The organism is Burkholderia sp. Ac-20392, from assembly GCF_017104585.1.
GTDB lineage: Bacteria > Pseudomonadota > Gammaproteobacteria > Burkholderiales > Burkholderiaceae > Burkholderia > Burkholderia lata.
In genome coordinates, this window is the sequence record NZ_JAAGPB010000255.1 from 1 (window position 1) to 12,343 (window position 12,343).

The 12,343-nt window shown below is 66.8% G+C and carries 14 protein-coding genes, 2 tRNA genes and 1 pseudogene; 6 read left to right on the forward strand and 11 right to left on the reverse strand.

Annotated elements, in window-relative coordinates; genetic code table 11:
• Positions 1-194: pseudogene (locus G3N99_RS24265) on the forward strand (hypothetical protein); the annotation flags it as partial.
• Between the two features lie 123 nt (positions 195-317).
• On the opposite strand, the gene G3N99_RS24270 reads toward G3N99_RS24265, so the two are convergent.
• The 8 genes from G3N99_RS24270 to fdxA all read right to left on the reverse strand — a co-directional run bounded on the left by G3N99_RS24270 (position 318) and on the right by fdxA (position 4,689).
• A complete protein-coding gene (locus tag G3N99_RS24270) occupies positions 318-1,100 on the reverse strand; it encodes a DUF4088 family protein (protein ID WP_174943907.1) in 783 nt (260 codons plus the stop codon).
• A 161-nt stretch (positions 1,101-1,261) separates the two neighbouring features.
• The gene (locus G3N99_RS24275) at positions 1,262-1,600 is read right to left on the reverse strand and encodes an AzlD domain-containing protein (protein WP_011351380.1); all 339 of its coding nucleotides are present in this window, start codon (positions 1,598-1,600) and stop codon (positions 1,262-1,264) included.
• On the reverse strand, positions 1,597-2,364 hold the full coding sequence (locus G3N99_RS24280) for an AzlC family ABC transporter permease (RefSeq protein WP_174987732.1): 768 nt from the start codon (positions 2,362-2,364) through the stop codon (positions 1,597-1,599). The genes G3N99_RS24275 and G3N99_RS24280 overlap by 4 nt, the downstream gene beginning before the upstream one ends.
• Positions 2,365-2,468: 104 nt before the next feature.
• Positions 2,469-3,368: an AraC family transcriptional regulator gene (locus G3N99_RS24285; RefSeq protein WP_174944530.1), complete on the reverse strand. Its 900-nt coding sequence runs from the start codon at positions 3,366-3,368 to the stop codon at positions 2,469-2,471.
• A 62-nt stretch (positions 3,369-3,430) separates the two neighbouring features.
• On the reverse strand, positions 3,431-3,916 hold the full coding sequence (locus G3N99_RS24290; RefSeq protein WP_206123666.1) for a CreA family protein: 486 nt from the start codon (positions 3,914-3,916) through the stop codon (positions 3,431-3,433).
• 119 nt (positions 3,917-4,035) lie between these two features.
• Positions 4,036-4,111, reverse strand: a tRNA-Asn gene (locus tag G3N99_RS24295).
• Between the two features lie 75 nt (positions 4,112-4,186).
• Positions 4,187-4,262 (reverse strand) — tRNA-Asn (locus tag G3N99_RS24300).
• 103 nt (positions 4,263-4,365) lie between these two features.
• A complete protein-coding gene (fdxA, locus tag G3N99_RS24305) occupies positions 4,366-4,689 on the reverse strand; it encodes a ferredoxin FdxA (RefSeq protein WP_011351384.1) in 324 nt (107 codons plus the stop codon).
• A gap of 323 nt (positions 4,690-5,012) precedes the next feature.
• On the opposite strand from fdxA, the gene pncB reads away from it, so the two are divergent.
• From pncB to rmuC, 5 genes are all read left to right on the forward strand, one after another.
• Positions 5,013-6,212: a nicotinate phosphoribosyltransferase gene (gene pncB, locus G3N99_RS24310; protein ID WP_174943898.1), complete on the forward strand. Its 1,200-nt coding sequence runs from the start codon at positions 5,013-5,015 to the stop codon at positions 6,210-6,212.
• Between the two features lie 88 nt (positions 6,213-6,300).
• A complete protein-coding gene (locus G3N99_RS24315; protein WP_174943895.1) occupies positions 6,301-6,963 on the forward strand; it encodes a lactate utilization protein C in 663 nt (220 codons plus the stop codon).
• A gap of 43 nt (positions 6,964-7,006) precedes the next feature.
• Entirely contained in the window at positions 7,007-8,437 is a 1,431-nt protein-coding gene (locus G3N99_RS24320; protein WP_174943892.1) for a sodium:proton antiporter, read from the forward strand.
• 81 nt (positions 8,438-8,518) lie between these two features.
• Positions 8,519-9,508 (forward strand): D-glycerate dehydrogenase, encoded by a 990-nt coding sequence (locus G3N99_RS24325; protein ID WP_206123667.1) that lies wholly within the window; start codon positions 8,519-8,521, stop codon positions 9,506-9,508.
• Positions 9,505-10,983, forward strand: coding sequence for a DNA recombination protein RmuC (rmuC, locus tag G3N99_RS24330; RefSeq protein WP_174943885.1), 1,479 nt, complete (start codon positions 9,505-9,507; stop codon positions 10,981-10,983). The genes G3N99_RS24325 and rmuC overlap by 4 nt, the downstream gene beginning before the upstream one ends.
• Before the next feature lie 90 nt (positions 10,984-11,073).
• On the opposite strand, the gene G3N99_RS24335 is transcribed toward rmuC, so the two are convergent.
• The 3 genes from G3N99_RS24335 to G3N99_RS24345 all read right to left on the reverse strand — a co-directional run.
• Entirely contained in the window at positions 11,074-11,559 is a 486-nt protein-coding gene (locus tag G3N99_RS24335; RefSeq protein ID WP_089424836.1) for a GNAT family N-acetyltransferase, read from the reverse strand.
• Positions 11,556-11,831, reverse strand: a complete 276-nt coding sequence (locus tag G3N99_RS24340; protein ID WP_006476519.1) for a hypothetical protein — start codon at positions 11,829-11,831, stop codon at positions 11,556-11,558. Before G3N99_RS24340 ends, G3N99_RS24335 begins: the two co-directional genes overlap by 4 nt.
• 39 nt (positions 11,832-11,870) lie before the next feature.
• Positions 11,871-12,343 (reverse strand): molybdopterin-binding protein (locus G3N99_RS24345; RefSeq protein ID WP_241011830.1); only part of this gene is annotated, 473 nt, incomplete at its 5' end.

Below are 12,343 nucleotides of genomic sequence, written 5' to 3' on the forward strand. Positions count from 1 at the left end.
CCGGCGCGGCAGCCGACGGCGCGAAGGATACCGCGTCGTCAGCCGTCCACTCGGCCAAGAAGCACACGAAGCATGCCGCGAAGTCGGCCAAGAGCCATGTCGGCTCGGCCAAGGCGAAGGCCGGCGAAGCGACCGAGGGCGGCGCGTCGGTCGGCGCGGAAGGCGGTGCATCGGCCCAGGGCGCCACGCAGTAAGCGGTGCCCGGCACCGCGCGACGCTCGTCCCGGAGGGCGCGTCGCGACGATGGCCATCCGGCGGCCCGGTTCGCATTGCGCGAATCGGGCCGCTTTCGTGTGTCGATGCGATCGGGCGCGCCGTTACGGCCGCCGTTGGCTTTGCCCTTGTCCCTGACCCTGCGCCGGTCGCGCGGCAGCCGGCGTGAATACGCTGCGCAGCCATGCGGCGAGGCGCGCGAAGACGTCGTACGGTTCCTCGACGAAGATCTCCGGCTTCAGCAGCCGCAGGTACTCCATGATCTGCTGCGCTTCCTGCTTCTGGAACGAGCCGTGCGCGAGCCCGAGCCGCAACAGCCCGCGCAGTTCGCCGAGCTTGTCGCGCGCGGTGCTGCCGACGCTCATCTCGCACGCGAGCTTGGCCTCGTAGACCCGTTGCCGCAGCGATTCCGCGAGTCGCCACGCAGGCGTCTGCATCAGTTCCTCGAGCGTCTGGATGTCTTGCGCCGCCCCCTTGATCTGCGATGCGAGCGGATCGATCAGCGACGGGTCGCCCTGGGCTTCGGCGACGATCGCTTTCGCCCAGTCGCGGCAAGCCTTCGCGAGTTCGTCGGGGGTCCATTCGGAGCGTGACGCGAAGCCGAAGCCGAATTCGCCGGCCTGTCGCATCAGGATCGCGACGACGTCCGGAAATTCCTTGTCGAGCGTGCGTTTTGCCCACGCGTACTGACCGCCCTGCAGCATCCGCTGCACCGCGTGCTCGGTCAGCGGCACCATGTTGTCGAGCAGTTTGGCGCGCAGGAAATCCTCGAACGACGGCGTCGCGAACTGCGGGTCGAGTTTCAGCGACACGCGGACGAACGCGTCGTAGTCCTTGCGCAGGGACTCGAGCGTGTCGTCCTTGAGGGAAAGGGTGATCTGGCCCATGAATCGTCTCGATGGCGGCCCGCGCAAGCCGGCGGCCGGCACGGCGCACCGGGACGGGCGCAGCGTCGACTGACCGGTGCGCGCCGAGGCCGGTGGCGGGTCTTCATTCCCTATATCGGCGTGCCGGGCGGAAACTTGAGCGCGCGCAACCGAGCGTGTACTCAGGCGGGCAGCCAGTGGGGCAGCACGACCCCTTGCCAGAAAAAGAACACCGCGAGCCCCGCCGCGATCGTCACGAGCGGGCGGCGGGTGGCGGCCGACACGAGCACGGCAGCGAGCGCGCCGACGAGCTGTGGATTGCGCCAGGTCAGCTCGGCCGTGCCGCCGTGCGGCGAGACGGCCATCGGCACGATGATCGCGGTCAGCACGGTGACGGGCACGAAGCCGAGCGCGGTCCGCACGAGCGGCGGGAAGGTCAGCCGTTCGCCGAACAGGAACAGCGTCGAGCGGATCGCGTAGGTGATGACGGCCATCCCGAGAATCAGCAGTGCGTAGCTCACGATGCAGCCTCCGTGCGCGAGCCGGCGCGCGTGCGTTCGTGCAGCAACGTGAGCGCGACGCCGATCGCGACACCGGCGGCGACCGCGCCGAGCAGCCCGAGCTTGTACGGCCAGCCCTGCCAGAAGTACGCCAGCGTGCCGGCCGTCACGGCCGCCGCGAAATAGCGCAGCGTGCCGAGTTGCGGGACGACGATCGCGATGAAGGTGGCCGCCATCGCGAAATCGAGACCGAGCGACTGCAGGCCCGGGAAGGCCGCGCCGAAGCCGATCCCCGCGAGCGTCCAGACCTGCCAGTTCAGGTACATCGCGAGCCCCGAGCCGAAGAAGTAGTGGGGGCCGATCGCGCCCGGCGGGAAATGCCGGTAGTGCGCATAGGCGACCGCGAACACCTCGTCGGTCATCAGTGCGCCGAGCGTTGCCCGCCAGCGCAGCGGCAGGTGTGCCACATAGGGCGCGAGCGTTGCGCTGTACAGCAGGTGACGCAGGTTCACGATCAGCGTGGTCGCGAGCACGACGACGAAGCTCGCGCTGCCCGCGATCAGGCCGAGCGCGATGAACTGCGCGGAGCCCGCGAACACGACGAGCGACATCAGCGCGCCATGCCACGCGGCGAGCGGGCCGCCGCCGACGAGCGTGCCGAAAATCACGCCGAACGGGGCGGCGCCAATCATCATCGGGATCGTGTCGCGTGCGCCGTCGAGCCATTCGTTCAATGGGCGGCGGGCAGGCGATGCGGGTGTCGGGTTCAAAGGGTGCTCCTCCATGAACTGGAGGATAGCGGGCAGGGGGTGTGCCGGCTTGTATGTTCTTGCGCTTGCGGAATGCGGCGGTGCCGGCGGTATCGCGATGGTGGGCCGGATGCTGCGCGTCAGCTCGCCTGCCAGCGCCCGGGCGGCACGCCGAACATGCGTTTGAAATGTCGTGTGAAGTGGCTTTGGTCGACGAAGCCGCTGGCCGCCGCGACGTCGGCGACGGGCACGCCCGCACGCAGCGGCGCCAGCGCGCGCTGCAAGCGCAACTGGTTGCGCCACGCGTGCGGCGGCATGCCGGTCGTGCGGGTGAACAGGCGCGCTGCATGGAACGGCGACAGGCCGGCTGCCTGCGCGACTTCGTCGAGCGTCACCGTGCACATGAGATCGGCGGCGAGACACTCGCGCATCGCGTCGACGCGCGGTTCGTCCGCTGCGAGCGGCGCCGGTCGCGGCAGTGCATCGGCATGGCGCACGATCAGTGTCGACAACGCATCGAGCATCGCCGTTTCGGCGGCGAGCGGATCGTAGATGCGCGGTGCGCCCGTCATCGGATCGTCAACCGGCTGCCCGTGTGGCTGCGACGGCAGTGCGCGCTCGCTGCCGGCCTCCATCATCCGGTGCGCCAGCGCGAGCCTGGCCGCAAGATCGGCATCGCGAATCACGTCGGGTGCAAACCACGGCGCGTCCTGCGGGCGGCCGGCGATCGCACTGGTGAGCTCGCGGATGAATTCGACCGGCATGTAGCTGACGCGATAGCACCAGCCCTCGTCGGCCGCGCGCGAACCCGTGTGCACTTCGCCGGGATTGATGACGGGCACGGAGCCGGTTTCGGCGACATAGCCGCTGCCGCGATAGGTGAAGCGCTCCGCGCCTTCGAGAATTACTGGGATCGTGTACGCGTCGTGCCAGTGGGGCGCGAACGTGTGGTCGCGATAGGTGGCCGTGACGAGATCCGCATCCGGCAGCAGCGGCGTGCGCCAGTAGCGTGCGGAGTCTGGAAGGCGGGTGGCGGACATGATCGGGCGCGGAGGCGGTCGAATCGACAGTGTATCGCTCGCGCGCCCGGCAGGTGCGGGCTTTACTTGACCGGAATCGTTGTGCCGGCCGGCATCGGTACCGCGGTGACGGCGTTCTTCGGGCTGCCGCTGACGATGCGGTCGCTGTAGGTCAGGTAGACGATCGTGTTGCGCTTGGCGTCGACCACGCGCACGACGTGCAGGGTCTTGAAGATGAACGACATGCGCTCGCTGAACACGTCGGTCTGCTGCTTGAGCGGCTCCTTGAAGCTGATCGGGCCAACCTGCCGGCATGCGATCGACGCTTCGCTCGGATCCTCGGCGACGCCGAGCGTGCCCTTGATCCCGCCGGTGCGGGCGCGCGACACGTAGCAGGTCACGCCGTTCACGACCGGATCGTCATACGCCTCGACGACCACGCGATCGGAGCCCGTGACGCGGAAATGGGTGTTGACGCTGCCGACTTCCTCCGCGTGCGCGAGCGGCGCCGCGGCGAATGCGGAAAGCAGGAGGGCGAAGGGGACTGAGCGGAGGAGGCGGTGCTTCATCGACGGAACCGGATGCGAATGCGGGACAGAGACTCTAGCATGCGCGCGACCGGGCGATGAAAGCGTAAAGGCGGGCCGGAAAAACAAAAGGCCCGTCGATTGACGGGCCTTTCGCTATTTGGCTCCCCGACCTGGGCTCGAACCAGGGACCTACGGATTAACAGTCCGGCGCTCTACCGACTGAGCTATCGGGGAATAAATCGGTACATCTGCATGCTTGTTTGTCTACCAGCAAAAAGCCCGTCCACTTTCAACGGGCCTTTGCGTTTTTGGCTCCCCGACCTGGGCTCGAACCAGGGACCTACGGATTAACAGTCCGGCGCTCTACCGACTGAGCTATCGGGGAACAAACAACAACAGCAGAGAAACGAGATTATATGGAGCGTTGATCAGGCCGTCAATACTTTTGGGCCGCGGCGCACAAAAATATTTTTGCGGCCGCTGCGCGATCAGCGCTCGAGCAGGTGCAGCTTGTCCTGCACGTCCTTCCACTCGTCCGCGTCGGCCGGTGCCGGCTTGGTCTTCGTGATCGACGGCCAGTCCTTCGCCAGCTCGGCGTTCAGCGCGGTGAACTGCTGCTGGTCGCCGGGAACGTCTTCTTCGGCATAGATCGCATTGGTCGGGCACTCTGCGACGCACACGGCGCAGTCGATGCACTCGTCCGGATCGATGGCGAGAAAGTTGGGACCTTCACGGAAGCAATCCACCGGGCACACATCCACGCAGTCCGTGTATTTGCACTTGATGCAGCCTTCGGTCACAACGTGAGTCATTAAAACGCTCCTGCTTGGCGGTATATATGGGGTGGCGTTTGCGCCAAAACCGGCATTGTAACTGAAGCGCAAAACCCGCATGGCGTGGTCGGCTATCCGGCTTATATCGTTTCGTGATTAGTTTATGGGGGCCCGCCCAGGGGGCTCGTCGAAGGGACGCACCAACGGCGGCACGTGTCCCGTACGCCGGTAGGGCGGGGCGACCGGCGCCGGGCGGCAGGCGGTTTCACGATGGTCGGGCCCGCATTCGGGTAACATGGCCGACAGACCGGGCGGCGCGCGGTGCGCCGGGGCCCTGTCACGATATTGGCGGTGCCGTAATCATGATCATCACTTCGCTGCTCGACACGGATCTCTACAAGTTCACGATGATGCAGGTCGTCCTGCATCACTTTCCCGCTGCAAGCGTCGAATACCGTTTCCGGTGCCGCACGCCCGGCGTCGATCTCGTGCCGTACATCGACGAGATCCGCGACGAGGTGCGCGGCCTGTGCGCGCTGCGTTTTTCCGACGTCGAACTCGACTACCTGCGGCGGATGCGCTTCATCAAGAGCGATTTCGTCGATTTCCTCGCGCTGTTCCACCTGAACGAGAAGTACATCTCGATCACGCCGTCGCCGAAGGGCAACGGCGAAATCGACATCGGGATCACGGGGCCGTGGCTGCACACGATCCTGTTCGAGATCCCGGTGCTCGCGATCGTCAACGAAGTGTATTTCCGCAACACGCAGCGCGAGCCCGACTATCGCGAAGGCCGCGAGCGGCTGTGCGAGAAAATCAAGCTGCTCGGCGCGAAGCCCGAATTCGCCGACTGCAAGATCGCCGACTACGGCACGCGCCGGCGCTTCTCGAAGGTCTGGCACGAGGAAGTCGCACTGACGCTGCGCGACGGCCTCGGCCCGCAGTTCGCAGGCACCAGCAACGTGCTCTATGCGATGAAGCACGGCATCACGCCGCTCGGCACGATGGCGCACGAGTACCTGCAGGCCTGCCAGGCGCTCGGCCCGCGGCTGCGCGATTCGCAGATCTACGGCTTCGAGATGTGGGCGAAGGAATACCGCGGCGACCTCGGGATCGCGCTGTCGGACGTCTACGGGATGGATGCATTCCTGAACGACTTCGACATGTATTTTTGCAAGCTGTTCGACGGCGCGCGCCACGATTCGGGCGATCCGTTCGAATGGGGCGAGCGGATGCTGCGCCATTACGAGTCGAACCGTTGCGACCCGCGGACCAAGGTGCTCGTGTTCTCGGACGCGCTCGACATCCCGAAGGTCATGCAGTTGTACGAACGGTTCCGTGGCCGCTGCAAGCTCGCGTTCGGTGTCGGCACGAACCTCACCAACGATCTCGGCTACGTTCCGCTGCAGATCGTCATCAAGATGGTCCGCTGCAACGGCCAACCGGTCGCGAAGCTGTCGGATTCGCCGGGCAAGAGCATGTGCGACGACAAGGCGTATCTCGCGTACCTGCGCCAGGTGTTCGGCATCGCCCAGCCGGTCGAGGAAGACGCGTCGAAGTAAGCGTCGGCCGAACGGCCAAAACTGCGTTGCGGCGAGGTCGGCCGGTATAATCCGACAGTATCGCCCGCCAACGTCACGAGGACCGTTCATGGACACTTCCGCTGCCCGTCGCCAGATCCTCGCACGCATTCGCGCGGCGCAGGGACGTGCGGCCGAACCCGATGCGGCCGAGCGCGACGGTGTTGCCGACTATCTCGCCCGTCATCCGGAGGGCCCGCGTCCGCCGGCACCGGCCGATCTCGTCGCGGCATTCGTCGATGAAGCAGCACGCCTGTCGACGACGGTCGACGAGGTCGCGTCGCTTGCCGAGGTACCGGCCGCCGCGGCTCGCTACCTTTCTGCCCACAGTCTGCCGACGCAGGCCGTTGCATGGCGCACGCTCGCCGATTTCGACTGGGCGGGTGCAGGCCTGTCGGTCGAATGCCGCAAGCCGCGCGACGGCGATCTGGTCGGCCTCACCGGCTGTTTTTGCGCGACTGCCGAAACGGGCTCGCTGGTGCTGCTGTCCGGCCCCGACACCTATGCGTCGGCCGGCCTGCTGCCGGAAACCCACATTGCAATCGTGCCCGCGTCGCGGATCGTCGCCGGTCATGAAGACGCATTTGCGCTGATTCGTTCGGAGCGCGGCGAATTGCCGCGCGCGGTCAATTTCGTGTCGGGCCCGTCGCGCACGGGCGATATCGAGCAGACCATCGTACTGGGCGCGCACGGCCCGTACCGCGTTCACGTGATCGTCGTACGGGGCGCATGACGCGCCCGCTGCATCCACTACCACTCGAACAAGGAAGTTCTGCATGAAACGACATGCCGCCTGGGCGGGCATGGCGTCGGGGATCGCGCTTGGCGCCGTTCCCGCGCTTGCATCGGCCGCAACGCTCGACGGTGCCACGCTGTCTGCACTCTGGGGTATCCCGTTCGCCGGGATCCTGCTGTCCATCGCACTGTTCCCCCTCGTCGCCCCCGTGTTCTGGCATCACCACTTCGGCAAGATTGCGGCCGGGTGGGCGGTCGTGTTCCTGATCCCGTTCGCGTTCGCGTTCGGCGCGGGCACCGCGTTCGGCACGCTCGTGCATGCGCTGCTCGAGGAATACATTCCGTTCATCGTGCTGCTCACCGCGCTCTATACGGTCGCGGGCGGCATCTGCGTAAACGGCAACCTGCACGGCACGCCGAAGCTGAACACCGCGATCCTCGCGCTCGGCACGCTGCTCGCGAGCGTGATGGGCACGACGGGCGCCGCGATGCTGCTGATCCGGCCGCTGCTGCGCGCCAACGACAACCGCAAGCATGTCGTGCACGTCGTGATCTTCTTCATCTTCCTCGTCGCGAACGCGGGCGGCTCGCTGTCGCCGCTCGGCGATCCGCCGCTGTTCCTCGGTTTCCTGAATGGCGTGAGCTTCTTCTGGACGACCACGCACCTCGCACTGCCGATGCTGTTCATCTGCGTCGTGCTGCTGACGCTGTTCTTCGTGCTCGATACGTACTTCTACCGGAAGGGTGGCGAGGAGCGGCCGGCCGTGCTCGACCCGACGCCCGACAACGACAGGCTGTCGATCGACGGCAAGATCAATTTCGTGCTGCTCGTAGCCGTGATCGGCCTGGTGCTGATGAGCGGCGTATGGAAGCCGGGCATCACGTTCGACGTGTGGGGCACGCACGTCGCGCTGCAGAACCTCGTACGCGACGTCGCGCTCGTGGGCGTCACGCTCGCGTCGCTCGCGCTGACGCCGCGCTCCGCGCGCGAGGGCAACGCGTTCAACTGGGCGCCGATCGAGGAAGTCGCGAAGCTGTTCGCGGGGATCTTCGTGACGATCGCACCGGTGATCGTGATCCTGCGTGCTGGTGCCGACGGCGCATTCGCGCAGATCGTCCATCTCGTCACGGGGCCGGACGGCAAGCCGATCGACGCGATGTACTTCTGGGCGACCGGCATCCTGTCGTCGTTCCTCGACAACGCGCCGACCTACCTCGTGTTCTTCAACCTCGCGGGTGGCGATGCGCAGTCGCTGATGACGACCGGCGCGTCGACGCTCGCCGCGATTTCCGCGGGCGCGGTGTTCATGGGCGCGAACAGCTATATCGGCAACGCGCCGAACTTCATGGTGAAGGCAATCGCCGAATCGCGCGGCGTGAAGATGCCGAGCTTCTTTGCCTACCTCGGCTGGGCGCTGGTCGTGCTGATACCGGTATTCCTGCTGACGTCGTGGATCTTCTTCTCGGCGTAAGCTGACGATTTTCAACCTAGAGCGGGCGGTCCCGCCGGCGCATGGCGCGCTGCGATCCGTCCGCGGCATGCGGAGATGGCGATGCAGAAGATCCTGGTCGCGCGTCCGATCTTTCCGGACGTGATCGAGCGGCTCAAGCAGTATTTCGATGTCGACTGGAACAATGGCGACGCACTCGCTCCCGACGTGCTCGCCGCGCGTCTGGCCGACAAGGACGGCGCGCTGACGGCCGGTGATCCGGTCGGCGCGGCCGAGCTCGCGGCGGCGCCGCGCCTGCGCGTCGTGGCGAACATGGCGGTCGGCTACAACAATTTCGACATGGCCGCGTTCAACGCGGCGAACGTGCTCGGCACCAACACCCCCGACGTGCTGAACGAGTCGACTGCCGATTTCGGCTGGGCGCTGATGATGGCCGCAGCACGCCGGATCGCCGAATCCGAGCACTGGCTGCGGGCCGGCCACTGGCAGAAGTGGGCGTACGACGGTTTCCTCGGCAGCGACATCTACGGTTCGACGCTCGGTGTCATCGGGATGGGGCGCATCGGCCAGGCGCTCGCGCGTCGCGCACGCGGCTTCGGGATGCAGGTGATCTATCACAACCGGTCGCGCGTCGCGCCCGAGATCGAGGCCGAGCTGAATGCCGAGTACGTGTCGAAGGATGCGCTGCTCGCGCGTGCCGATCACGTCGTGCTCGTGCTGCCGTACACGAAGGAGAACCATCACACGATCGGCGCGGCCGAGCTCGCGAAGATGAAGCGCACCGCGACGCTGACCAACATCGCGCGCGGAGGGATCGTCGACGACGCGGCGCTGGCCGTCGCGCTGCGCGACGGGACGATCGCCGCAGCCGGCCTCGACGTGTACGAAGGCGAACCGACGGTCCATCCGGCGCTGCTCGAGGTGCCGAACGTCGTGCTGACGCCGCATATCGCAAGCGCGACCGAAAAGACGCGCCGCGCGATGGCGAACCTCGCCGCCGACAACCTGATCGCCGCGCTGGGCGAAGGGCCGCGCGCAGGGCAGCCGCCGAATCCGATCAACCCTGACGTGATCGGGAAGCCGCGCGCATGACGATGACGTTGTTGCTTGCGGCGGTCGTCGTGCTGGCCGTCGCGCTGGCGGTGGCGATCGTCGCGCTCGTGCGTGGCGGTGGCCGCCACGACGATGCGGCAGTGCTGGGTGACCAGATCGAGGACGCCGCGCATGCACAGGCGCGTGCGGTCGAGCGGCTCGAACGCGAATTGCGCGGCGAGATCGTCGAGAACGCGCGCGGTTCGCGCACCGAGCTGGCCGGCAGTTTCGCGCAGCTTCAGCAGACGCTCGCCGCGCAACTGACGAGCGTGGCGACCGTGCAGAACAATCAGATCGAGGGTTTTGCGCAGCAGCTCGGCAAGCTCGTCGCCGGCAATGCGCAGCAGTTCGACGCGATGCGCGAGAGCGTGCAGCGCCAGGCGCAGCAGGCGCGCGAGGAGCAGACGGGTGCGCTCAGGCTGTTCGGCGACACGTTGAACCGGCAGCTCACGCAACTGACCGAGGCGAACGACCGCCGGATCGGCGAGGTGCGCGCGACGCTCGAGCAGCGGTTGAAGGAAATCGAGACGAACAACGCGGCGAAGCTCGAGGAGATGCGCCGCACCGTCGACGAGAAACTGCACGCGACGCTCGAGCAGCGGCTCGGCGAATCGTTCAAGCTCGTGTCGGACCGGCTCGAGCAGGTGCATCGCGGGCTCGGTGAGATGCAGACGCTCGCAGCAGGGGTCGGCGATCTGAAGAAGGTGCTGACCAACGTGAAGACGCGCGGCACCTGGGGTGAGGTGCAGCTCGAGGCGCTGCTCGAACAGATGCTGACACCGGAGCAGTACGCGAAGAACGTGGCGACGGTGCCGAAGAGCAGCGAGCGCGTCGAGTTCGCGATCCGGCTGCCCGGGCGCGAGGCCGGCACGCGCGACGCGCCGCCCGTGTGGCTGCCGATCGACGCGAAATTCCCGCGCGAAGACTACGAGCGGTTGATCGATGCGCAGGAGCGTGCCGATGCGGTGGCGGTCGAGGAAGCGGCCCGTGCGCTCGAAGCACGCGTGCGGCTGGAGGCGCGCACGATCGCCGAGAAGTACGTCGCGCCGCCGCATACGACCGATTTCGCGCTGCTGTTCCTGCCGACCGAAGGGCTCTATGCGGAGATCCTGCGTCGCCCGGGGCTGACCGACCTGCTGCAGCGCGACTATCGCGTGACGGTCGCCGGCCCGACGACGCTCACCGCACTGTTGAACAGCCTGCAGATGGGTTTCCGTACGCTCGCGATCGAGCAACGGTCGAGCGAGGTGTGGCAGGTGCTCGGCGCGGTAAAGACGGAGTTCGGCAAGTTCGGCGACGTGCTTGCCCGCACGAAGTCGCAGCTCGAAACGGTCACGCGCTCGATCGAGGCCGCCGAGCAGCGCACGCGTGTGATGAACCGCAAGCTGAAGCAGGTCGAGGCGCTGCCGGGCGATACGGCGGCAGGGCTGCTCGGCGCGGAAGGGGCCGACGGTGCCGATGCGGACGACGCATGACGCACATGGCCGACATCGGCCGGAAAGCAAAAACGGGCGCTGCGGCGCCCGTTTTCTTTTGAAGCGCTTGCCGGCGTGGCCGGCCCGCGGTCAATGCCCGGCGAGCGTATCCAGTGCGTCGCCCGTGACGCGAACGATGCGCCAGTCGGGCAGCACGGTTGCGCCCATTTTTTCGTAGAAATCGATCGCCGGCTGGTTCCAGTCGAGGACCGACCATTCGAAGCGCCCGCAACGACGCTCGACGGCCAACGCCGCGAGGTGACGCAGCATCGCGGTGCCGAGGCCCGTGCCGCGCTGCGACGGCTGCACGTACAGATCCTCGAGATACAGGCCGCGCCGGCCGAGGAACGTCGAATAATTGTGGAAGAACAGCGCATACGCGACGATCGCGCCGTCGTGCTCGGCCACCCGCGCCTCGGCGGCAGGTTGCTCGCCGAACAGCGCGTCGGCGAGATCGGCTTCGGTCGCGACGAACAGGTGCGCAAGCTTCTCGAACTCGGCCAGCTCGCGCATCAGTGCGAGGATCGCGCCGACGTCGCGTGCCTGGGCCGCGCGGATCAGTGGTGTGCCGCTCACGCTTCCTCCGGCGGATCGGACAGCACGATCTCGATGCCGCCGAAGCGCGATGCGACCCAGTTGTACGCGTGGCATGCGATCCACAGCAGCACGAAGCCGAGGATCGCGTTCAGCAGCAGCGCGCTCAGGATCGTGCTCAGTTCGACCATTCCGTAACGAATGTACGCGACGAGAATGCCGAGCAGCACGATCGGCACGCTGAACGTCAGGTAGACGAGGATCAGCGCCTTTGCGGTTTGTCCCGCGGCGATCGACGAGATTTGTTTCTTCATGTGCGGATTGCCCCCGTAGAGATATACCGATAGTGGAATTCAGATCAGGCCGTCGAGCGGCAGGATGTCGACCGGGGTGCCCGCGTCGACTGCCGCGGTATCGTGGCCCAGGACGATGAAACAGTTGGCGGCCGAGAGGCCGCTCAGCGACGCGGAACTCTGCGAGCCGGCCGGTGCGACGTGCCAGCGGCCGTCGGCGGCGCGCGTCGCGATGCCGCGCAGGTAGTCGGTGCGGCCCGGGCGCGTCTTCAGCGCTTGCGTGCTGAGTGCCGTATGCAGCGACGGCGGCTGGGCCTGTGCGCCGGCCAGCGTCAGCAGCGCGGGACGCACGATCGCGTAGAACGTCACGGCCGACGCGACCGGGTTGCCGGGCAGCCCGAAAAACAGCGTGTGACCGGCGCCATCGGCTGCGCGTGCGAGCGTGCCGCACGCGAGGGGCCGGCCGGGACGCAGCGCGAGGCTCGCGAACGTCACGTCGCCGAGCCGGGCCATGACGTCGCGCGTGAAGTCGG

Excerpts from the sequence above, each read along its gene's own strand:
- G3N99_RS24285 (WP_174944530.1), bottom strand. The coding sequence starts at position 3,368 with ATGTCCGCCACCCGCCTTCCAGACTCCGCACGCTACTGGCGCACGCCG.
- G3N99_RS24315 (WP_174943895.1), top strand. The coding sequence starts at position 6,301 with ATGGACACTTCCGCTGCCCGTCGCCAGATCCTCGCACGCATTCGCGCG.
- fdxA (WP_011351384.1), bottom strand. The coding sequence starts at position 4,689 with ATGACTCACGTTGTGACCGAAGGCTGCATCAAGTGCAAATACACGGAC.
- G3N99_RS24270 (WP_174943907.1), bottom strand. The coding sequence starts at position 1,100 with ATGGGCCAGATCACCCTTTCCCTCAAGGACGACACGCTCGAGTCCCTG.
- pncB (WP_174943898.1), top strand. The coding sequence starts at position 5,013 with ATGATCATCACTTCGCTGCTCGACACGGATCTCTACAAGTTCACGATG.
- G3N99_RS24325 (WP_206123667.1), top strand. The coding sequence starts at position 8,519 with ATGCAGAAGATCCTGGTCGCGCGTCCGATCTTTCCGGACGTGATCGAG.
- G3N99_RS24320 (WP_174943892.1), top strand. The coding sequence starts at position 7,007 with ATGAAACGACATGCCGCCTGGGCGGGCATGGCGTCGGGGATCGCGCTT.
- G3N99_RS24340 (WP_006476519.1), bottom strand. The coding sequence starts at position 11,831 with ATGAAGAAACAAATCTCGTCGATCGCCGCGGGACAAACCGCAAAGGCG.
- rmuC (WP_174943885.1), top strand. The coding sequence starts at position 9,505 with ATGACGATGACGTTGTTGCTTGCGGCGGTCGTCGTGCTGGCCGTCGCG.
- G3N99_RS24280 (WP_174987732.1), bottom strand. The coding sequence starts at position 2,364 with ATGGAGGAGCACCCTTTGAACCCGACACCCGCATCGCCTGCCCGCCGC.
- G3N99_RS24290 (WP_206123666.1), bottom strand. The coding sequence starts at position 3,916 with ATGAAGCACCGCCTCCTCCGCTCAGTCCCCTTCGCCCTCCTGCTTTCC.